The sequence below is a fragment of the Brumicola blandensis genome (assembly GCF_031846165.1).
Lineage (GTDB): Bacteria > Pseudomonadota > Gammaproteobacteria > Enterobacterales > Alteromonadaceae > Glaciecola > Glaciecola blandensis.
Map to the genome: position 1 here is coordinate 298,772 of NZ_JAVRIE010000003.1, position 20,614 is coordinate 319,385.

The window sequence follows — 20,614 nt, forward strand, 5'->3', positions numbered from 1 at the left end:
CAGCTTTACGAGAGGAGAAGTAATATGATCAAATTAGACGGTGCAAGTAACTTAGGTTTATTGCAACAAGTCCAAGACAAGCAATCAAGCCTACTTGAAAAGCTTGCTTCTGGAAAACAAGTGAATAAGGCTTCAGACGACGCGGCGGCGCAGTTAATCATCGATCGTCTTACGTCCCAAACTGAGGGTAGTCGTCAAGCTATTGCGAATGCTTACGATGGTATCTCACTTGCTCAAGTTGCCGAGTCTGGTTTAGCTAACATTAATGAAGACGCTAATCGTATTCGTGAGCTAACAGTGCAAGCGGGCAATGGCGCTCTGAACGACTCTGATCGCCAAGCACTGCAGAGCGAAATCTCACAGCTACAAGAGAATATTGCCTTAACGGTAGAACAAACTAACTTCGCGGGTAAGCCGTTGTTAAGTGGTGACCAAGACATTAAATTTCTGGTAGGTGATTCTGCGGGGGCGAATATTAACGTTGAAACCAACAATGTGACTGATTCGATCAGTGGTTTATTGAGTATCGATGTAACAGATGCTGAATCTCGCCAACAGGCTCTAGATATTGCGGATGGGTCCCTAGAGACTATTGGCAGCTTTAGAGGTGACTTAGGGGCAACTCAAAATCAGTTCGCGAGCGCCGCGAGAGTATTGAGTGAATCATCGATTAATACACAAGCTGCTCAAAGCCGTTTACAAGACTTAGATTTTGCGCAAGCGACTAGCGAGTTAGCTGCGGCACAAGTCCAGGGGCAAGCCTCTTTGTCAGTCCAAGCACAGTCAAATCAACAACAAGGTCAAGTTTTAGCCTTACTTTCATAAACGATGAAATCGAAAACGCGCATTTTGCGACATTTATGAATAAAAAAAGCGGCTTAGCCGCTTTTTTTTATGGTAATCCCTTGGTTATCAGATACCATGTGAGTATATTATTCTGGGTACAGAAGTTTAGGTTATCGATGAATACACCTATGCCCCAAATTTTATAGCGCATATTGTTTGAAACTCAATTGAGGTAGAGATGAAGGAAATTCTGATTATCAGCGACAATGAAGTTCGTAAAAATAATCTGAATGTGATACTGACTTTTATGGGTGAGGCTTGCAGTCATAGTGAATATAATCATTGTTTAAAAACGATTGAGAGCAAACCTAACTTACTCGCTGTGCTGATAGACGGTGAGGTACCTGAATTAGCCGAAGACGTTATCGAAAAATTTCAATCCATTCCATTCGTCAATATTGGTTTTCAACTTAGCGCAGAAACTTCTTTCAAAAATATGATGGGTTCACTATTTGAACCGGTCACCATGCCAGCACTGACTGAATTGTTAAACAAGTGCCAAGACTTTCGACGATTAAACACACCATCGCTTGGCTCTACAAGCGGAAAAACCAGACTATTTCGAAGCTTAGTCGGTAATAGCGATGGTATAAAAGAGGTGCGAGCTCTAATAGAGCAAGTGGCCCCGACCGAAGCCAATGTGCTCATTTTAGGCGAATCAGGCACAGGTAAAGAAGTTATCGCGCGTAACATTCATTACATGTCGAAAAGGCAAAAAGGCCCATTCATTCCTGTTAATTGCGGCGCGATTCCAGGTGAACTGCTTGAAAGTGAATTGTTTGGGCATGAGAAAGGTGCATTTACTGGTGCAATAGGGTCTCGAAAAGGTCGTTTTGAACTTGCGGAAGGTGGCACACTTTTCCTTGATGAAATTGGTGATATGCCGTTGCAGATGCAGGTAAAATTACTTCGTGTTTTGCAAGAAAGAATTTTTGAGCGCGTCGGTGGCACAAAGACAATGAAGTGCGATGTACGTATTGTCGCAGCAACTCACCGTCACCTTGAAACTATGATTAACGACGGAAAGTTTAGGGAAGATTTGTACTACCGCTTAAACGTATTCCCAATAGAAAGTCCAGCGCTACGTGAACGAGGCCAGGACATTCCTTTGCTTTTACAAGAGTTGGCCCATCGCTTAGAAAATGACAATGAAAATATTGTACGTTTTAACGATGAAGCACTGCGCTCATTAATGGCACATCAGTGGCCAGGTAACGTACGTGAGCTATCGAATTTAGTTGAGCGTCTCGCTATTTTGTATCCTACAAAAGTAGTGGGCGTGAATGATCTTCCTGTTAAATACCAGTACGGCGATATTCCAAAACCTGTCAGCTCTTTGAGTGAAGAACAGCAGGAAAGAGAAGCCTTGAACGAACTGTTCGTATCGCAACAGGATCCAGAAGGCGAGTTGTCGCAAAGTGGCATGTTGAGCACTGCGTTACCTTCTGACGGGGTGAATTTGAAAGAGTATCTCTCTGACTTAGAGATCAACTTGATCACACAAGCACTAGAACAGCAAGATTGGGTAGTTGCAAGAGCTGCTGATCAACTAGGAATGCGCAGAACCACGCTGGTCGAAAAAATGCGGAAATATGAAATTAGCCGCCAATAAGCGGTGTTAAAAAATAAATAATAAAAAGCCTTTGTCATTTTCTTGACGTTCAAAAAGGCTTTTTTTTTGGCTTGAAAATCAATAAAAACTAACAAAATCAATTGATTAAAATTTGGCATGGCTCATGCATTATCTCGGCATAACCGTAGTTGAGGTAAGAAAAGTATTATGTCGCAATTTAATCAGAGTTTTTTTGTCATTGAACCACAAAATCCATTTTCCGTTGGTATGAATGATAGTACCGTGTTTCAGCCTGTCAGCCTTGAAAAGCCAAGCTCGCTAATTAGAGTAGGCACGCAAGCGCGCGTTGAAGTAAAGGAACATGATGAGAAAGACTCTGTAGAAGAGTTGCAGAATAAAGCAAAACGTCTTAACCACTTATTAGAAGTTATGCCTGCTGGCGTCATCGTGCTAGACCAGTTTGGACGAATTAAGCAAGCCAATCAGCAAGCTGTTGAACTGTTGGGTGAGCCCTTAGAGAAAGAGTTGTGGCGAGAGATTATACATCGCTCGTTTAAGCCACAAGCGGATGATGGTCATGAGGTTTCGTTGCGAGACGGCCGAAAAGTAAAATTATCAATTACGCCTTTGGTTGAAGAGAAGGGGCAACTGATTGTGATTACTGATTTAACTGAAACGCGCGAACTACAAAGCCGCATCAGTCACTTACAACGACTTTCATCGCTCGGAAAAATGGTAGCCTCACTTGCACATCAAGTGCGTACGCCATTATCTTCTGCCATGCTATATGCAGCCAATTTACGCTCACTCAATCTAAATAACGATATGGCTGACCGTTTCACCACCAACTTGCAGAACCGGTTGAAAGACCTAGAAAGCCAAGTGAATGACATGCTTCTATTTGCGAAAAGCGGCGAGCAACAAATCGTAGCGCCACTTACCTTGTATCAAGTCATGGTGAATAGCGTTGAAGCGGTAGATGCCCTGCTTGGCACTAAATCAATCCACCTCAAATTGGATGATAAACCACTAGATGCTGAATTGATGGGGAATGAAACTGCATTAACTGGCGCTATCAGTAATCTACTGCACAATGCCATTCAAGTATCTAAAGAGGGTGATGTAATCCATGTGAACTGTGATGTAGTTAATGAAGACGACGTAAACTACATTCGCATTAAGGTTAAAGATCAAGGTTGTGGTTTATCTAGTGAGCAGATCGATAGAATATTCGAACCGTTCTTTACAACAAAATCTCAAGGCACAGGCCTTGGACTAGCGGTGGTGAAATCTGTGGCAAAGTCTCACAAAGGTTTTATCAGAGCTGAAAATAATCAACACAAAGGCGCTTGTTTTACCCTCATGCTTCCTTGTTTAAGCAGTGCGAGCAAAGCCGTAACAATCACCCCTCAAACCAAGAAAATTGAATATGGAGCCGCGATATGAGTAAAACCAAAATTCTCATTGTTGAAGACGACCATGGCTTGAGAGAAGCCCTAGTTGATACACTCATGCTTGGAGGTTATCAGGTCACACCGGTTGATTCAGCTGAAAATGCGATGGTCAAACTGGGCAGTGCGTCGTTTGATTTGGTGGTGAGCGATATTCAGATGGGTGGCATGAGCGGCCTGTCGTTGTTAAAGAGTGTGAAAGCAAAATACCCTAAATTACCCATGTTGTTGATGACTGCATTTGCAAATATTGACGATGCAATTCAGGCAATGCGCGATGGTGCAACCGATTACTTATCGAAACCATTCGCTCCTGAAGTATTATTGAACTTAGTTGGGCGTTATGCGCCGGCACAGAAAGTTGAATCCACAACACCGATTGTGGCAGATCCATCAAGTATTCGTATGCTAGAGCTGGCGCGCAAAGTCGCCAAATCCGATGCCACTGTGATGGTGCTAGGACCAAGTGGTTCAGGTAAAGAAGTGTTATCGCGCTACATCCATGATCAAAGTCGTCGTAATTCATCTCCATTTGTTGCCATCAATTGTGCTGCAATTCCAGAAAACATGCTAGAAGCCACGCTGTTTGGCTATGAAAAAGGTGCGTTTACAGGTGCGGTTCAAGCTTGTCCTGGTAAGTTCGAACAGGCGCAAGAAGGCACCTTGTTGTTAGATGAAATTACTGAGATGGACTTAGCTTTACAAGCTAAATTACTGCGAGTTCTACAAGAGCGCGAAGTTGAGCGCTTAGGCGGTAGAAAAACGATTTCCTTAAATGTGAGAGTAATAGCGACGAGTAATCGCGATCTAAAACTTGCAGTAGATGAAGGGAAGTTTAGAGAAGATTTATACTATCGATTGAATGTGTTCCCTATCACTTGGCAGCCACTCAGTCAGCGTATTGGCGATATCATCCCATTGGCGAAACATATGATTCAGCGTCATGCTTCTGCGCAAGGCATCGTGGTGCCCGATATTACTATGGCGGCCCAACATAAGCTGATGCAGCATACGTGGCCGGGCAATGTTCGTGAGCTAGAAAACGTTATTCAACGCGCATTAATTTTGTCTGAAGAGGGCAATATAGATAGCGACGACTTGATGATTGAAGCGACGAACAACGTAGAACGTACCACAAGTACACATTTTAATGCTGAGACTGAAGAAAATACCGACGCTGTCGATAACAATTTATTAGGGTCAGAACTTCGATATCAAGAACATCAGATCATTCTGGACGCTTTACAAGCTTTTAATGGCAAGCGTAAAGACGTTGCAGAGAAGTTGGGTATAAGCCCAAGAACGTTGCGCTATAAGTTAGCAAGAATGCGTGATTCTGGTATTGAGGTTCCGAACTAAGTCTATTTTTAAGTACGATTTCCCAATGCTTGTTTGTAAGCAGTAAAGACAGGATGTCATCCCTATTATGCCGCTAGCCTTTAGCGGCATTTTTTTGTCACTCACTTTCTTATCCCAAATATATCACTAAAGCCTTGCCTGTATTGCGCTACAAGCTAGTTCATGAAGTTGGCACTGTTATTGCAAAATCCACATCAATCGTCGGTATTAGGCCGCAGAAATTCAAAATAATGACACAAGAGGCATTGTGATGGACATTAAAGCAAACTCAATTTATCAGGAAATGCAGGCAATGATGGGTGATATCAAACCTATTCAGTCACCTATTCAATCTGGTATGCCAGCGGGCTTGGGAAATACTTCAGGTGCGCAATTCTCAGATATGTTGAGTCAAGCAGTAAACAATGTGAACGATATGCAGGCGACCTCTCGTGAAATGCAAAAGTCATTTGATATGGGCAACCCCGACCTCAGTCTAGCTGATGTCATGATTGCCAAAGAAAAGGCGGGTATTGCTTTTGAAGCAACCATGCAAGTACGTAACAAAGTACTTGAAGCCTACAAAACTATTATGAATATGCCGGTTTAAGGAACTAAGTCGTGGCTGAAGCAGCAAGTACAGAACTCGCACTATCCGATAATCTTGATAACGGAGATGATGCAGTAGAGTCAAAACCCAGTTTGGTAGACCAGTTGGGTACTACTGAGATGGTTAGACAAATTACCTTGGTTGTTACCTTAGTGATTTGTATCGCCATCGCCTTTTTCGTGTTTTTGTGGTCAAAAGAGCCGACTTACCGTCCTTTGGCTCAAATGCCTACTCAAGAGCTGATTGAAACGCTTGATTATCTCGACCAAAACGAAATTCAGTACAAGCTAGAAGGCAATACAGTTTATGTCGTTGAGTCACAATTTAAAGATGTGAAGTTCGGCATGGCGCGCAACGGTATTAGTAATGAAGCGTCCCAAGGCACTGATATTATCATGCAAGATATGGGCTTTGGTGTGAGTCAGCGCGTTGAAATGGAGCGTTTGAAGCATGCTCGCGAACAACAGATTGCACGTACAATTGAAGACATGAATGGTATCGGTAGAGCCAGAGTGTTGCTTGCTTTACCCAAAGAGAACGTGTTTGCCCGCAGAGAGAAAAAGGCAAGCGCAACGGTTGTGGTAACCGCTCGCCGTGGCAATGTGATTTCGGGAGAAGAAGTTGACTCTATTGTTGATATTGTGGCCAGCGCTGTGCAAGGCATGGAGCCTAGTAGAGTCACCGTCACCGATAACAATGGGCGTTTATTGAATTCGGGATCACAAGATGCAGGTGCATCGGCTGCCAGAAAAGAATATGAGTTAGAGAAAAAACGTGAATCAGAATACATGGAAAAGATAGATTCTATTCTGATCCCTGTATTAGGTTTGGGTAATTATACAGCACAAGCCGACGTTACCATGGACTTTACTGCGACTGAGCAAACTCAACGTCGCTATAATCCAGACTTGCCGGCTGTGCGCAGCGAAATGATTTCAGAACAAAACAATGTTGGCAACGTAATTGCGGGCATTCCCGGGGCTCTCTCGAATCAACCGCCATTAGATGCCAACATCCCAGAAAATGCGGGTGGTGGTGCTAACGGTGCTCCTGTCCCAGGAAGTAACAGTAAAGAATCAACCCGTAACTACGAATTAGATACAACGATCAGCCACACTAAAAAGCAAAGCGGTGTAATTCGTCGCCTTAGTGTTTCTGTGGCTGTGGACTATACTTCAGCTACAGCTGAGGATGGTACCGTATCAATGACACCTAAAAGCCAAGAGGAACTGTTAAATATTCGTCGCTTGTTGCAAGGCGGTATTGGTTTTGATGTGACTCGCGGAGACTCTTTAGAGGTGGTTAGCATTCCATTCAATCGAATTGATTTGGGTGCGATTGAAGAAAAGCCACTGTGGGAACAAGAGCGCTTTATGCCAATCTTAAAGTTAGTATTGGGTGCCTTAGTCATTATTGTTCTCATCTTCTTTGTGGTTCGCCCAATGTTGATGAAACTTATCTTCCCAGAGAATAATATTGCTGATGACGAATTTGATGAATCTGATCTAGACTTAGGTGATGATCCTATCGCGATGCTAAGCGATGAATTCGACGAAACACAAGTCGGTTTTGCTGCAGATGGTTCATTGATGCTGCCAAACCTGCGTAAAGATGAAGATGTACTGAAAGCAGTACGAGCCTTAGTTGCGAACGAGCCTGAATTATCAGCGCAAGTAGTGCGCGGTTGGTTGTTACAAGACGAATAAGGAATAGAAAAGATGGCTGATGATCAAATTGAAGAAGAAAAACCGCTCTACGACGTCAACAAATTAGACGGCGTTGAAAAAGCATCCATTCTATTGTTAAGTTTATCTGAAGAAGATGCTGCCCAAATTTTAAAGTTCATGGAACCCAAGCAGGTCCAAGTACTCGGTGCAGCAATGGCAGCGATGGACGATATGACGCAGGACAAGATTACTGCAGTGCATACGCACTTTATTGATGAAATTCAGAATTACTCGACTATTGGCTTCAAGAGCCAAGACTTCGTAAAACGTGCATTGATTTCCGCACTAGGCGAAGATAAGGCCGCGCATCTACTTGATCAAATTATGACAGGTAGCGGAGCGAAAGGCCTTGAGTCTCTAAAATGGATGGACTCGAAACAAGTCGCTACGATCATCCGAAATGAGCATCCTCAAATTCAAACAATCGTGATGTCATATTTAGAGCCTGAACAGTCAGCCGAGATATTAGCGCAGTTCCCTGAGAAAGTACGTTTAGACCTATTAATGCGTGTTGCCAACTTGGAAGAAGTACAACCGGCGGCACTACAAGAGTTGAATGAGATCATGGAAAAACAATTTGCCGGTCAAGCCGGTGCACAAGCAGCCAAAATGGGCGGCTTGAAGTCAGCTGCAAATATTATGAACTACCTCGATACCAACATTGAAGGTCAGTTGATGGATGCGATTAGAGAGCAGGACGAAGAAATGAGTCAGCAGATTCAAGATCTGATGTTCGTGTTCGACAACCTCATTGATGTTGATGACCGCGGTATTCAGGCTATCTTGCGTGAAACACAGCAAGAAAGCTTAATGAAAGCAATCAAAGGCGCTGATGAAGAGTTACGTAACAAAATTACTGGCAACATGTCTAAACGAGCCGCTGAGATGCTTTTGGATGATCTTGAAGCCATGGGTCCTGTTCGCCTGAGTGAAGTCGAAACAGCTCAAAAAGAAATTCTCTCCATTGCACGACGCTTAGCTGATGCTGGTGAAGTGATGCTCGGTGGTGGCGGTGGTGAAGAGTTCGTTTAATGACTATTTCTAGTAGTAAAGGGAGCACTCAATCCTATCGACCTTTGAGTCAAGCAATGCAAGACGATGCACAAGCCTGGGATTTACCTACGGTTGATCCCAGAGTTAAAAGCACAGAAACAAATGCTTTAAATCGAAGCCGCGAATGGAAATATGAACCGCCAGAAATTGAAGAAGAAGTAAAACCCTTAACCGCCCAAGATATTGAAGCTATTCGTCAATCTGCCTATGAAGAGGGTTTAGCCTCAGGTAAAGAAGAAGGCTATGAAGCCGGTTTTACTGAAGGTAAGGAAGCGGGTTTCGAAGCCGGTATGAGTGAGGGCAAAGAACAAGGCCTTGCACAAGGAATGGAGTCGGGACAACAACAAATTGACGAACTGGCTCGCAGCTGGCAAAACATCATAGAGCAAGCTGCCAAACCTTTGGCGCAGGTGAACTTAGACCTAGAACAAGAGCTAGTGATTTTAGCCTCAAAGCTAGCAAAAGCGGTAATTGGTGTTGAAGTCCAAACCCAGAATGACGTGTTACTGGCAGCAATTAGCGAAGGTATAAAAGTACTTCCCATTCAAGAAAGCCAATATCAATTCCAAATGAATCCTATCGATTTAGCAATGGTGAAAGGGCATTTTGGTGAACAAACAATTCAAGACAATCATTGGCAACTGATTGAAAACCCGAGCATGGAGCGCGGTGGTTGTGAAATTACTACGGTGAATAACGCCGTTGATATGTCCATTGAACGTCGCAGTAAAGAAGTATTCAATCAATTTTTATCTGCACAGGGAGTGAATCATGACCCTCGCAATGCTGGATAAAATAAAACAATTACAAGAACAAGTCCCAACGCCAACACCTATTTCTTCTGGGAAGTTAGTGCGTGGTGTAGGGCTAACATTAGAAGCGGTAGGGTGCCAAGTTCCCGTCGGTGGTCGTTGCCTAGTGCAAACTAGCGCAGGTGAGATTGAAGCCGAGGTTGTTGGTTTTTCTGGTGACATTACCTACTTAATGCCGAGTGAATCCGTTAAAGGGATCGTACCAGGATCTCGTGTAAAACCCTTATCAAAAGACAGTGGTTTGCCTGTGGGGGACTCATTATTAGGTCGTGTTATCGATGCCAATGGTGAGCCATTAGATGGAAAAGGACCCTTAGGTTGTGATGCGAGCGCATCATTGACGCCCCCCCCGATTAATCCTCTTGTACGCAAACCAGTAAAAGAGCCACTTGATGTTGGTGTAAGAGCCATTAATACCGTATTGACTGTCGGAAAAGGACAACGAATGGGTTTGTTCGCAGGCAGCGGTGTGGGTAAAAGTGTGCTTATGGGTATGATGACTCGAGGTACAAGTGCTGATGTTGTTGTAGTGGGTTTGATAGGTGAACGTGGTCGAGAAGTAAAAGAATTCATTCAAGACATTTTGAGCGAAGAAGACCGTGAAAAAGCGGTCGTAATAGCAGCACCTGCAGATACTTCACCGCTCATGCGTTTAAAAGGGTGCGAAGCTGCAGTCACTGTTGCTGAGTACTTCCGTGATCAAGGCAAGAATGTATTATTGCTCATTGATTCCTTAACACGTTATGCAATGGCACAGCGAGAAATTGCTTTGGCTGTTGGTGAACCGCCAGCAACGAAAGGATATCCACCATCCGTCTTTGCTAAATTACCCGCACTAGTTGAACGGGCAGGGAATGGCACTGAGTTGCAAGGTTCTATCACTGCGTTTTACACGGTACTAACAGAAGGCGATGACCTACAGGATCCGATTGCTGATTCTGCCCGGGCGATTCTGGACGGACACGTTGTATTGTCGCGTAAATTAGCTGAGTCAGGGCACTATCCAGCTATTGATATAGAAGCGTCGATTAGTCGTGTAATGCCTCAAGTTGTTGATGAAGAGCATGTGCTTCAGGCACGCAATATCAAGCAGGTTTATTCCACCTATCAACAAAACAAAGATTTAATCAGCATCGGTGCATACGCAAGAGGGTCAGACAACCGTATTGATTTATCAATTGCGGCCGAACCTGCAATCAACGCTTTTTTACAACAATCGATGGGACAAGTCATCCCTTTCCAAGATTGCATCGAATCAATGGCGACCTTGAGTCAAGGTTTGAACGCAGCATCTGCGCATGGGCAACAAGCCCAGCAAAATCAGCGGTAGGTGATGTGTGAGTAATTTAAAGCAATTACAACTTGTTGCTGATCTTGAAACGAAGAAAGAGCAAAAGTTCGCCCAAGACTATCAACAAGCTGCACGAAATTTAGAAGAGAATAAACAAAAACTATCAGGCTTAGAGCAATATCGACTCGACTACTTGCGCCTAATTCAGCAAAAAGGCCAATCGGGCGTTGAGATGAAAGAGTTACACCAACACCAATCATTCGTTGGAAAGCTGGATCGCGCCTGCGGTCAACAGATGCAGTTTATCAGTCAAGCAACTTTAGTGGCTGATCAAAGAAAGCGACAGTGGTTAGCCCAGCAAAAACGCCGAAAGGCTATTGAGCTACTCATCACCAATAAGCATCAACAAGCACAAGTGCTAGAAAACCGCAGGGAACAAGAGATGTTCGATGAACTAGCGATGCAAAAGTTTGTTCGCAAAGCACTGCATTCTAATTAAACGTCAAAAATGACACTTAATCGGGCAGATACTCACCCATGATCAGGCTAAGGTGTACAGGAATATATGTGCTCCCAGTAATGTCGATCGGCGTTAATCCATATCAGCCTAGCTAATTGTTGTCTCTATCTGCTTCGTTTTTTTCGCTACCATCTTTCGACTTTAAGGCTAGCACTAAAATGATAATACCCATGACATAAAACCACGCTTCGTGGATCTCGAATTGTGCGTCATTTAAGCCTTCAGCGGTGGAAGCTTCATTGCTGTTGTTAGCGCCAAGGTAAGTTTGCTCACTGCTAATAAGGGCTGCATTTGTGGACAACATATCTAACGTAAACTCACTAACCTTGGTATTATCCTTGGCTTGAGCTGGATTCGCCATGAAGAGCATACAAGTGCAAAGTAAGATTGTAAGCAAGGTGTTGTGTATATTGAATATATCGCTTCTCATTGGAAGTCCCTCTTTCATCATTCGAGCAGTATCTATTTTACTAGACTCGCTCAACTTCATTCCGTGACCATCTCGCTTCTGATAGCGTAACGGCATATGTAATACCACTTAAGAGTATCTCAAAATAGCAGTTCTTCATTTCAATATTGTTGCAACAATTTGACAATTTGTTGCAAATTTCAATGCGTAGCTCGGTTTTTATGCGTACCAAGATAACTTAAGAGATCTTATTTGACTGAGAAGGGCTTATGCCAAAATGCTTTTTAAAACTGCGAGAGAAATAAGCCAAGCTTTCAAAACCGCAGGCATAGGCTACCTCTGAAATTGACAAGGTATGTTGATTTAATAAGTCATGTGCCTTTTGCATTCTGTGCATCACAATTAAGTTGAGAGGCGTTTCTCCAAACTCTTTTTTACATTTTCGAATGAGTGTGTCTCTGGACATAAATAAACTTGCTGCAAGAGATTCAACATTAAAAGAAGGGGATGCCAATTGTTGATTAATTTCTAACTGTACTTTTTCTTGGAAGGCGTTATGTGTGTTTTGCGCCGGTTTGCTTGAATAGCTTATTGGTAAAGAATCACGGACTTGTTTGCGTGCATTGATTTGTGCATTCACCCGCATGACTAACTCAGATGTATCAAAGGGTTTAGTCAAGTAATCATCAGCGCCAACAGCAAAGCCTTCCACTGTCTCTCGCTTCGTTGCTTTTGCAGTCAATAGTATGACTGGTATAGTTTGAGTTTCTGGATTCTTCTTTACCGATTCCGTTAATTGCAAACCATCCATAACCGGCATGCTTACATCAGAAATGATCAAGTCGGGCAAAGTGTGTTGAATAAGCTTCAGGGCATCCTTACCGTTTTTCGCTTGCAAAATACGGTAAGAAGCAGACAAGCGTAAACTAATAAAATTTAGTAGTTCGTCGTTATCATCAACAACAAGCAGCGTTGTTCTGTCTTCACTTGTGTCTTTAGGTTTAGGTTGTGAGAACGGGCCTGATTCAAGCGATGCTGGAACAGTTGTTTTAGTCTGATTTGCGTTTGCACCGGTGGCTTCGTGCAAGTGAATATCGATTGGTTCGATAATCTGCTCACTTGAAAAATGCGCATTGCCTAGTTGCAGCTCCAAGGTAAAGCAACAACCAGGCTCTTGTTTATCCACTAAGCGCACTTCTCCTTGGTGCAAATGCATAATTTCCTTCACCAATGCTAGCCCAATACCAGTGCCCGGTTCAGTATGCTGTTCCGAGGATTTATCCTGATAAAATCGCTCGAACACTTTATCTCGTGCTTCCTCGCTGATCCCTTTTCCGTTATCTATGACGCTAATAACTGCTTTGCGGTGTCGTGAGTCTATTTGTAAATCAATATTAATTTCACAATGTTCACCTGCGTACTTAATCGCATTTGAAAGTAAATTTGATACACACTTTTCAATTTGATCAATATCGAACCACAATAATAGGGGCTCTTCACAGTTCGACGTAGTGAGTGTTTGATGATGTTGTTTGGCCCACAAGTCAAAACGCTCTTGCAAACTGCGCAAGAGCATCGAAATATCATGTTGTGCCACTCTGATGGGCAACTTTCCAGCCTCTAGTCTATTTAGGTCGAGAACTTGACCAACTAAAGCAAGCATTTTACTCGCATTGTTCAAAGCGGTCGTTGCTAAATACTGCACGTCTTTTGATATCTCCGCTTTGTGTTCGCTAACGATTTCCTCCAAAGGGCCAATAGTTAGGGTCAGAGGCGTCCTAAACTCGTGCGAGACATTGCTGAAAAACCTGTCTTTCAAAATTTGCTGATGCTTGAGTTGCTCGACTTTTTGGTTTACGTCTGCAGTGCGCTCTTTAACGATACTTTCTAAGAATCTGTTTTTTTCACGTAACTGCGCTAAGCGCCACTTTTGAACTAAGTAAGCAAAGAGTACAAAGAGGCTAATGACTAGAAATGTGAATATAGCAATAGCGAAAGGAGTTGCGTACCAAGGTGCAAGCACCAGCAATGGATATTCGGTTTTGGTGACCCTACCAAATGCATCTTTTGCCTCCACTTCGAATAAATAGCTGGCTGGCGATAATTCATTAAAGTCACGGTAGGTCTCGAGAGACCACTTGGACCATGTTGGGCTTGCGCTGTATGTCGGCTCGGTGGCACTGAGATCATTTATCTTTGCCATTCTTGTGCGATACAAGATTGGTTTTGCTGAATAGTGGTCACTGGAAGTGTATGAAAAGCGTAAATTAGTCTGTTCTGGTAATAAGCTTAAAAAGCGTTCTTGCAAAGCGACTTTTTCGAAATCGAGATGTTCCCCGCTTCTATTAATACTGCGAATATGCACACTTGCTATGTTAGGAAGCTGCTCGGCTTTAGCAATATTCACACGATAGACTTCGCCTTTATCTCTAATAAACCAAAGTACACCGTCTTTCGTTATAAACAGGTCACTAAAACCACCATCTGGCACGAAATCAAATATGATACTTTTTTCTAGCCAATTATCTAAACTCAGATCTTGGTTGTTGTCTTGCCTTTCAAAATAGCCGCTCTTACCATTTTTACGATACCAAATTCGTTCATTTTGCCCCACTATGCCGTCACTCAAAGCGCCTGATTGGACAATTTTGTCGATAGCTTCGTTGTCTGATAGCCACTGGTCAGTGAAAAGGCTCGAGCGATAGCGCTGTAGTACGTTACCGTCGAATGAGAACAACTCCCCGCCACTACTAATAATAATAGTGTTATCAATATTGAAAAGCTCTACAGGGCCGGCAAACAAACCGTCCTGCTCGGTTAGCTTAATAAGCTCGGCTTTATCTCCTAACAGACCAACTTGCTCAAGATAATAAAGCTCTCCTGTCGCAGTCCCCATGAACAAGGTGCCGCTCTCATCAATTTGGAGGCTGATAAGCTGATCATTAGTGCCAAGAATTGCTTGTTTTTGCCATACACCATTTTTTGTTTTATCTAATATGAATGCGCCGTCAGAGCTACTTGCGATGAGTTTGCCACTCAATGGGTCTATTTGCATGATTCGTCCCAGACCGGCGGCAACAAGCTGCTTTCCTTGCCTAGTGCTTAAAATATCATTAAGTGTATTTCGAGCATCATAGTTTAGTGCAGTTGAACTGTGTTGCTCAATATGTGAAGGGCTCTGTTTATTGACCTCGAGCTCAAATATTCCACTCCATTTTGCGTGCACTAATGCATCCTTGAATTCGATAATGTCCACACTACTTTCTTGATTATCGCTCAGTGGCAGAAACTGAGGGCTGAGAAGCTTATTGGCGCTAGCGCTTAACTTAAATATACCGTTTCCTGCGGCTAAAATGCCTCGACTTGTCTCTTTTAGCCTGAGGATCTCAGTAGAGCGATTGCCAATTTTAAACTGACTAATAATATGCGCAGGTGTCATCTTAATAATATTCGGTATACCCGTTAACCAGATATTGCCTTGGCGGTCCTCCTGCGCAGAAAAAACCGTATTCATACTGATATCAGACTCTATGTAGTTCCTGAGGAAATGCAGATTTTCATCAAGCACAAACAGGCCGTGATAGACCGTTGTGATGTAAAAGTAGCCATCGGAAGAGAAAATAGCGCGATACAGCTGTGTATCCTTTGGGAAATCACTTGGGTTGAGAACTTGAAGTAAGTCAGTATCTTCTAGTCGATAAACACCATGTGACTCAGTCACGAATACTATCTTTTGATTTTTATCTTGTAGTATTTGCGTAACACGCGATTCTGAGCTTAGTGTATAAGGCAAAGTCTGATGATTCAGGATGATATTGTCTTGTTCAACGTGTGTCGTGATCTTATTGATATGCTGGTCATTTTTCGCTTTATACCAAAACTCATTATCAATATTGAAAATGAAGTGTTTACTTGAAATTGCCCCTTCCACTATTCGCAATTTTTTGCCGTCATAGAAGAAAGTAAATTGACTGGAAACAAATAGGACACCATGTTCATTGCTACGTGTCGACCATATTTCACCAAATTCCTCAATGTTCGGGAGATATTGAGCAAGCAGGCTTGTATACTTCAGCTTACCTGCTGCACTTATCGACACTTTGGCTATATCGTTGGTTGTGCCCAGATAAAGCTCTCCTTGCCACTCAGCTATTTCTCTTACTGGTGTTGCATGAGGAGTCGAAATGTTGCTCCAAGAACTCCCGTCCCACATTGAAATGCCGCTTGTGTGTCCAACATAAATAAATCCTTTTTTATCCTGAATGGACGTCCAGTTTTGGTTATGCCCACCATGTTCATTTGGAGGATATACCGTAATTAAAGGTTGGCCCACAAATTGATACTGCTGTTCCTGAGCCTGCATTCCAGATTCATTGGCATGAGCGACAAAATGCAAGAATAGAAAGATGAAAAATGAAAGCCCGACTAAAGCTGTGTCGTGAATTACCTTCATGAATCTGTCGCTTGGAGCTAAAAACATGCGTAATAATTTTCCTTATCTGTTTGGCCTAACACAGTAAATAGCCTTATAGAGACAGCCGGATGGACCTAGTTTGAAGCAAGTGCCTCAGCACTTTATTCCCTCCGAGCAGTGTAGCGCAATTCATGAATAAGAACCAAGGCGAAGTGAATACTTGCTTGACCGTTTTTTTACTGTTGGTACGGCCTTTGCAAATTCACCTAGTATTGTAACTAAATAGCCTGTATTTTTTGAATTAATAGTTAATAAAAACAGAAGTTTAGTCTTATTGTCACGGTTTGGATGAAAATTAATTATGCAACAATTTGCCACCGCTCAAACAACTATTGCCGCATCAAACATAGCGTTTGAAGAGATCCAAGTGAATTCACCTGTGAGCCGGGAATCAGCTGGCTCTCAGTATGATAATAGTCAACAACGCAGCGCATTTGAAGAAGCTTTAGCTAGGCAGGAAAAGCAAGCTGAAAACCGTCGTGAACCTGAGCGTAATGATAATAAACGCAACAGCCAGGTTCAGGATAAGAATGCAGAGCAAGCTCAGTTGAGCCGAGAAAGAGCGCAAGAGAGTCAAGAAGCTAGGAATAGAAAAAGAGATGAGCAGGCTGAGCAAAGCAGGCTCGACAATGAGCGTAATCGAGACTCAGACAAGCAAACGAGCTCGACAAATAATGCTTCATCAACCGAGCGCTCAGAGCCGACAAATCGAGGTTCAGCAAGCTCAGAAAAGCAGAGCGAGGAGCATTGTGTAAATTGTGAAGAGCACCAAACCGCTCTGCATGAGCAAGCTAAGCTAAGTGAAGCTAGTGAGGAGCAGCGCAATATTGACGAAATTTTAGTGGCTGAGAAAGCAGCGGCACAAAAAGAGGCTTCCAGCCAATCAGGTAAATCTGAAAACGAGGCTGCATTAGCACCAGGCGAGGAGTTCAATTGGGTTGACTATGTTGACCGTATTAAAGACCTCTCTGATAAAAATATTAGCAATGATTTGTACATTGATGACTCAAGCAATAATGAGGACTTTTTCAAACAGGCACTAGACTCTTTGGCTTTAACTTCAACGAAGAATGCCAGTGATAGTTCAGACGAAATTGCTGTAGACAGTGTTTCTGATATTGTCACAGAAGAGACAGACACAGAGTTTCTGGAAATTCATCTTAGTGAGAAAGAGCTTGAAGCGCTGCTGAAGGCGAGTGGTGTAGAAAAAGAATTGAGTTTGCATGGTGACGCACTTGAGGAATTAGACAAAGCGATTACGTCTTTATTGCAGCAATTAATGGATAGAAGTGGACCAAGCGAAGCTGATCCAGCCGAACAAAATCTTGAATCACAACAAGAGACATTAGGTGCATCCGAAGTAGATGCTAGCTTATTGAAAAACCTTCTATTATCTTCTGAACAAGAAGCTAAAGCGATGGCCAAAGCCAATGATGCGAAATTACAGGCACTTGATAATGAGAATGCGGTTCCAAATGAATCTTTAAGCGCTTTTGAATTGGCTCAGGATGAGTTTACCGATCAAGAAAAAGTACCTCAGCCAATCGAAGGCAGCATTGATGACGCACTTCTTGCCGGTATCAAACCAGTAACAGGTGAAGTTGAAGGCGAAAAAGTAGCACAGCCGCTTGATAGTGAACTCAAGCCAAATCAAAACCCAAACATCGATACACTAAAAGAGGACGTGATTGATGAGTCTGCGCTCATATCTGCTTCAACTCTTGCATCGACTGGAAAATCTGAAGGTAAAGAAGCCAAAGTAGCTACAGTAGCGCCATTAGTGCTTTCGATGGGTGACAAATCAGCGAAAAAACAATTGGAAGTGCTAGCCAAGTTACCGCCAGAAGCTGAAGCAGCTGCGCTTGAAAATATTACTCAGCGTTTAGAAACGACCATTTCTGACTTGAAAACAGAAGGTAAAGCAACTGAATTTATTGCCGCTTTACAATCTGGGGTCAAAGAGATGAAAGAGCAATTAAAGCAAGGTAGAGAACCAGGTATAGACTTGAAAAGTTTGGTTAATGAAGCGCTAGCGAGTGCCGAAGTCAAAGTGCCTCGGGCCGAAACCGCGGGTGTTGATAAGCAATTAACTCAGATTAACAATATCTTGTCAGCTGCGAGCTCAATTAACCAAAGTGCGCAAACGCTGCAAAGTCAAAACTATCTGAATACAGGCTTAAGTGAAGTTCAGGGCGTAAAAGAGATAGCACAACAGCAACTTGAAAGTACCAAACTAGCGCAACAAACCCTAAACTCTGATAAAGCCGTCAATATATTCAAGCCAGAGGGTCAACAACAATTGACTGAAAAAGTCCGCTGGATGGTTAATAGCCGAAACTTGAGTGCTGAAATACGCCTTGATCCACCAGACCTAGGTGGCATGAATATCAAAGTGAATATCAATGGTGATTCAGCCAGTGTGAGCTTTGTTGTGCAATCCCAACAAGCGCGTGATGCTCTTGACCAGGCAGTGCCCAGACTACGAGAAATGCTTGAAGAACAAGGTATTGAACTTGGACAATCATCAGTAGAGCAAGATAGTTCTGGACAGAATCAAAGTGCAGAGCAAGACACCATGGCAAAAAATGCGAATGCAAATGGCAATCTGGCACAACAATCGCAAGATGGGGTAACAGAGAGTCAAGAAGAGCACGCTTCGAATCATATCGAACAGAGAATAAGTGGCGCTAGCATTGGTGGCATCGATTACTATGCCTAAAATGACTTATACTAACACTGACAACAAAGTGTAAGTGCAGTGTCGAAAATCTGACAAGACTGTCATTAAGTTGTTGAATCGTTTGATTTATAAACAGTGTTTCGTATTTATACAGAGAGAAAATAATGGCTGATGAAGAGTTAGAAATCGAAGAGGGTGGCAAGAAAAAAGGCAAAATGATGTTAATTATCATCATTCTTGTTGTGCTACTTGCTGGCGGTGGCGCTGCTTATTACTTCCTATTTATGGGAGAAGAGCCTAGTACGACTGAAGATGGTGAAGAAGTTGCCAGCGAGATGGTTGAAGACGAAGTTATGCCTGAAGGGCAAGCACTTTATGTTGCGATGCCCAGAGCTTTCACCTTTAATGCACCTGGTGTCGCACGAGAAAGAATTGTGCAAATTGAAGTCCAGCTTATGGTGCGCGGTTCGATAAATGAAGAGCTAGCCAAGCGTCATATACCGATGATAGAGGGCTCTCTTCTGCAAGTTTTTAGTGCATCGAATGCTGACGATTTAGTTACAGATGTGGGTAAAGTCGAATTAAAAGAAAAAGCCACAGCGCAGGTACGTCAAACCATGATGGAACTAGAGAAAACATCTGTGGTAGAGCAAGTGCTATTCACCGGTTTTGTTATCCAATGATAACGCATACGAAAAACGTAAAAGAGTGTCTGTTAGCAAACAGCAAAATGCTTGATAGCAGCGACTCCCAAAACAGAGAATAAATGTGAGCGACTTATTATCACAAGACGAAATTGACGCACTCCTTCACGGCGTTGACGATGTTGAAGAGGAAGAGGTTGAAGAGGTTGTAGACGATGGCTCCGCCATGGAATATGACTTCTCCTCCCAAGACCGCATCGTGCGCGGGCGTATGCCGACATTGGAAATCGTTAATGAACGGTTTGCAAGGCACATGAGGGTTAGCCTATTCAATATGATGAGGCGTTCTGCTGAGGTGTCAATTAACGGCATTCAAATGATTAAGTTTGGGGAGTACATTCATACCTTGTTTGTTCCCACTAGCCTAAACATGGTTAGATTTCGTCCTTTGAAAGGTACAGGCTTGATCACCATGGAAGCACGACTTGTGTTTATTATGGTAGATAACTTTTTTGGCGGTGATGGTCGCTATCATGCGAAAATTGAAGGTCGAGAATTCACCCCAACCGAAAGACGTATTATTCAGATGTTACTGAAGCTGATCTTTGAAGACTATAAAGAGGCTTGGGGTCCGGTAATGGACGTGTCGTTCGAATACTTGGACTCAGAAGTGAATCCAGCAATGGCGAACATTGTCAGCCCAACCGAAGTGGTTGTCATAAGCTCCTTCCATATTGAATTAGACGGCGGTGGTGGAGACTTCCACATTTCATTGCCATATTCAATGTTAGAACCGATTAGAGAGTTGCTTGACGCTGGTGTCCAGAACGATAAAGAAGATACCGACTTCAGGTGGAGTAAGGCACTACGTGATGAAATTATGGATGTGCATGTTGGGCTCACCACACATTTGTTGGACATGAATGTGTCGCTTGAAAGACTGATGAATTTTCAAGCGGGAGATATTATCCCAATAGATATGCCGAATCATGTCACGGTGTTTATAGAGGAATTACCTACGTTTAGAGCAAAACTTGGTAAGTCCCGCGACAATATTGCTCTGAAAATAACAGAAAAAATTCCAAGACCACATTCCGTCAAGTCTGAGCTTCAGTTGTTGACGAGAAATGGCAAAGTGATAGATAACGACGCCGAACTTCAGGTGTTAGAAGAAGATTTATAAAAG

General features: G+C 43.0%; 15 protein-coding genes. 13 read left to right on the top strand and 2 right to left on the bottom strand.

The genetic code is table 11. From position 1 onward, the window contains the following. Positions 1-24: 24 nt before the first annotated feature. The 10 genes from RM544_RS09775 (at position 25) to fliJ (ending at position 11,200) form a co-directional block, all read left to right on the top strand. Positions 25-825 (top strand): flagellin, encoded by an 801-nt coding sequence (locus tag RM544_RS09775; RefSeq protein WP_311361604.1) that lies wholly within the window; start codon positions 25-27, stop codon positions 823-825. A 199-nt stretch (positions 826-1,024) separates the two neighbouring features. Next, complete coding sequence (locus RM544_RS09780) at positions 1,025-2,458, top strand: sigma-54 dependent transcriptional regulator (protein ID WP_311361605.1); 1,434 nt, start codon at positions 1,025-1,027, stop codon at positions 2,456-2,458. 168 nt (positions 2,459-2,626) lie between these two features. Beyond that, entirely contained in the window at positions 2,627-3,865 is a 1,239-nt protein-coding gene (locus RM544_RS09785) for a sensor histidine kinase (protein WP_311361606.1), read from the top strand. Further along, on the top strand, positions 3,862-5,229 hold the full coding sequence (locus RM544_RS09790) for a sigma-54-dependent transcriptional regulator (protein WP_311361607.1): 1,368 nt from the start codon (positions 3,862-3,864) through the stop codon (positions 5,227-5,229). Before RM544_RS09785 ends, RM544_RS09790 begins: the two co-directional genes overlap by 4 nt. A 250-nt stretch (positions 5,230-5,479) precedes the next feature. After that, entirely contained in the window at positions 5,480-5,818 is a 339-nt protein-coding gene (fliE, locus tag RM544_RS09795) for a flagellar hook-basal body complex protein FliE (protein ID WP_311361608.1), read from the top strand. A gap of 11 nt (positions 5,819-5,829) precedes the next feature. Next, a complete protein-coding gene (gene fliF / locus RM544_RS09800; RefSeq protein ID WP_311361609.1) occupies positions 5,830-7,524 on the top strand; it encodes a flagellar basal-body MS-ring/collar protein FliF in 1,695 nt (564 codons plus the stop codon). 12 nt (positions 7,525-7,536) lie between these two features. Next, complete coding sequence (fliG, locus tag RM544_RS09805; protein WP_311361610.1) at positions 7,537-8,577, top strand: flagellar motor switch protein FliG; 1,041 nt, start codon at positions 7,537-7,539, stop codon at positions 8,575-8,577. Continuing rightward, positions 8,577-9,392 (top strand): flagellar assembly protein FliH, encoded by an 816-nt coding sequence (fliH, locus tag RM544_RS09810; RefSeq protein WP_311361611.1) that lies wholly within the window; start codon positions 8,577-8,579, stop codon positions 9,390-9,392. Before fliG ends, fliH begins: the two co-directional genes overlap by 1 nt. Next, the gene (fliI, locus tag RM544_RS09815) at positions 9,370-10,740 is read left to right on the top strand and encodes a flagellar protein export ATPase FliI (RefSeq protein WP_311361612.1); all 1,371 of its coding nucleotides are present in this window, start codon (positions 9,370-9,372) and stop codon (positions 10,738-10,740) included. Before fliH ends, fliI begins: the two co-directional genes overlap by 23 nt. Positions 10,741-10,747: 7 nt before the next feature. Next, positions 10,748-11,200 carry a flagellar export protein FliJ gene (gene fliJ / locus RM544_RS09820; RefSeq protein ID WP_311361613.1) on the top strand — a complete coding sequence of 151 codons (453 nt, stop codon included), beginning with the start codon at positions 10,748-10,750 and terminating at the stop codon, positions 11,198-11,200. A gap of 112 nt (positions 11,201-11,312) precedes the next feature. Here the strand turns inward: fliJ and RM544_RS09825 are convergent, their stop codons facing one another. Together RM544_RS09825 and RM544_RS09830 are read right to left on the bottom strand one after the other, a co-directional pair. Then, complete coding sequence (locus tag RM544_RS09825) at positions 11,313-11,747, bottom strand: hypothetical protein (RefSeq protein ID WP_311361614.1); 435 nt, start codon at positions 11,745-11,747, stop codon at positions 11,313-11,315. A gap of 121 nt (positions 11,748-11,868) precedes the next feature. Next, positions 11,869-16,110, bottom strand: a complete 4,242-nt coding sequence (locus RM544_RS09830; RefSeq protein WP_311361615.1) for a response regulator — start codon at positions 16,108-16,110, stop codon at positions 11,869-11,871. Between the two features lie 295 nt (positions 16,111-16,405). Here RM544_RS09830 and RM544_RS09835 point away from each other — a divergent pair, with 295 nt between their 5' ends. From RM544_RS09835 to fliM, 3 genes are all read left to right on the top strand, one after another. Further along, positions 16,406-18,823 carry a flagellar hook-length control protein FliK gene (locus tag RM544_RS09835; protein ID WP_311361616.1) on the top strand — a complete coding sequence of 806 codons (2,418 nt, stop codon included), beginning with the start codon at positions 16,406-16,408 and terminating at the stop codon, positions 18,821-18,823. A 125-nt stretch (positions 18,824-18,948) separates the two neighbouring features. Next, positions 18,949-19,467, top strand: a complete 519-nt coding sequence (fliL, locus tag RM544_RS09840) for a flagellar basal body-associated protein FliL (RefSeq protein ID WP_311361617.1) — start codon at positions 18,949-18,951, stop codon at positions 19,465-19,467. Between the two features lie 85 nt (positions 19,468-19,552). Beyond that, a complete protein-coding gene (fliM, locus tag RM544_RS09845) occupies positions 19,553-20,611 on the top strand; it encodes a flagellar motor switch protein FliM (protein ID WP_311361618.1) in 1,059 nt (352 codons plus the stop codon). The last annotated feature ends 3 nt before the right edge of the window (positions 20,612-20,614 follow it).

Bases quoted from the DNA above. Each gene is read 5' to 3' on its own strand.
- RM544_RS09775 (WP_311361604.1), top strand. From the start codon at position 25: ATGATCAAATTAGACGGTGCAAGTAACTTAGGTTTATTGCAACAAGTC.
- RM544_RS09780 (WP_311361605.1), top strand. From the start codon at position 1,025: ATGAAGGAAATTCTGATTATCAGCGACAATGAAGTTCGTAAAAATAAT.
- RM544_RS09785 (WP_311361606.1), top strand. From the start codon at position 2,627: ATGTCGCAATTTAATCAGAGTTTTTTTGTCATTGAACCACAAAATCCA.
- RM544_RS09790 (WP_311361607.1), top strand. From the start codon at position 3,862: ATGAGTAAAACCAAAATTCTCATTGTTGAAGACGACCATGGCTTGAGA.
- fliE (WP_311361608.1), top strand. From the start codon at position 5,480: ATGGACATTAAAGCAAACTCAATTTATCAGGAAATGCAGGCAATGATG.
- fliG (WP_311361610.1), top strand. From the start codon at position 7,537: ATGGCTGATGATCAAATTGAAGAAGAAAAACCGCTCTACGACGTCAAC.
- fliH (WP_311361611.1), top strand. From the start codon at position 8,577: ATGACTATTTCTAGTAGTAAAGGGAGCACTCAATCCTATCGACCTTTG.
- fliI (WP_311361612.1), top strand. From the start codon at position 9,370: ATGACCCTCGCAATGCTGGATAAAATAAAACAATTACAAGAACAAGTC.
- RM544_RS09825 (WP_311361614.1), bottom strand. From the start codon at position 11,747: ATGCCGTTACGCTATCAGAAGCGAGATGGTCACGGAATGAAGTTGAGC.
- RM544_RS09830 (WP_311361615.1), bottom strand. From the start codon at position 16,110: ATGTTTTTAGCTCCAAGCGACAGATTCATGAAGGTAATTCACGACACA.
- RM544_RS09835 (WP_311361616.1), top strand. From the start codon at position 16,406: ATGCAACAATTTGCCACCGCTCAAACAACTATTGCCGCATCAAACATA.
- fliL (WP_311361617.1), top strand. From the start codon at position 18,949: ATGGCTGATGAAGAGTTAGAAATCGAAGAGGGTGGCAAGAAAAAAGGC.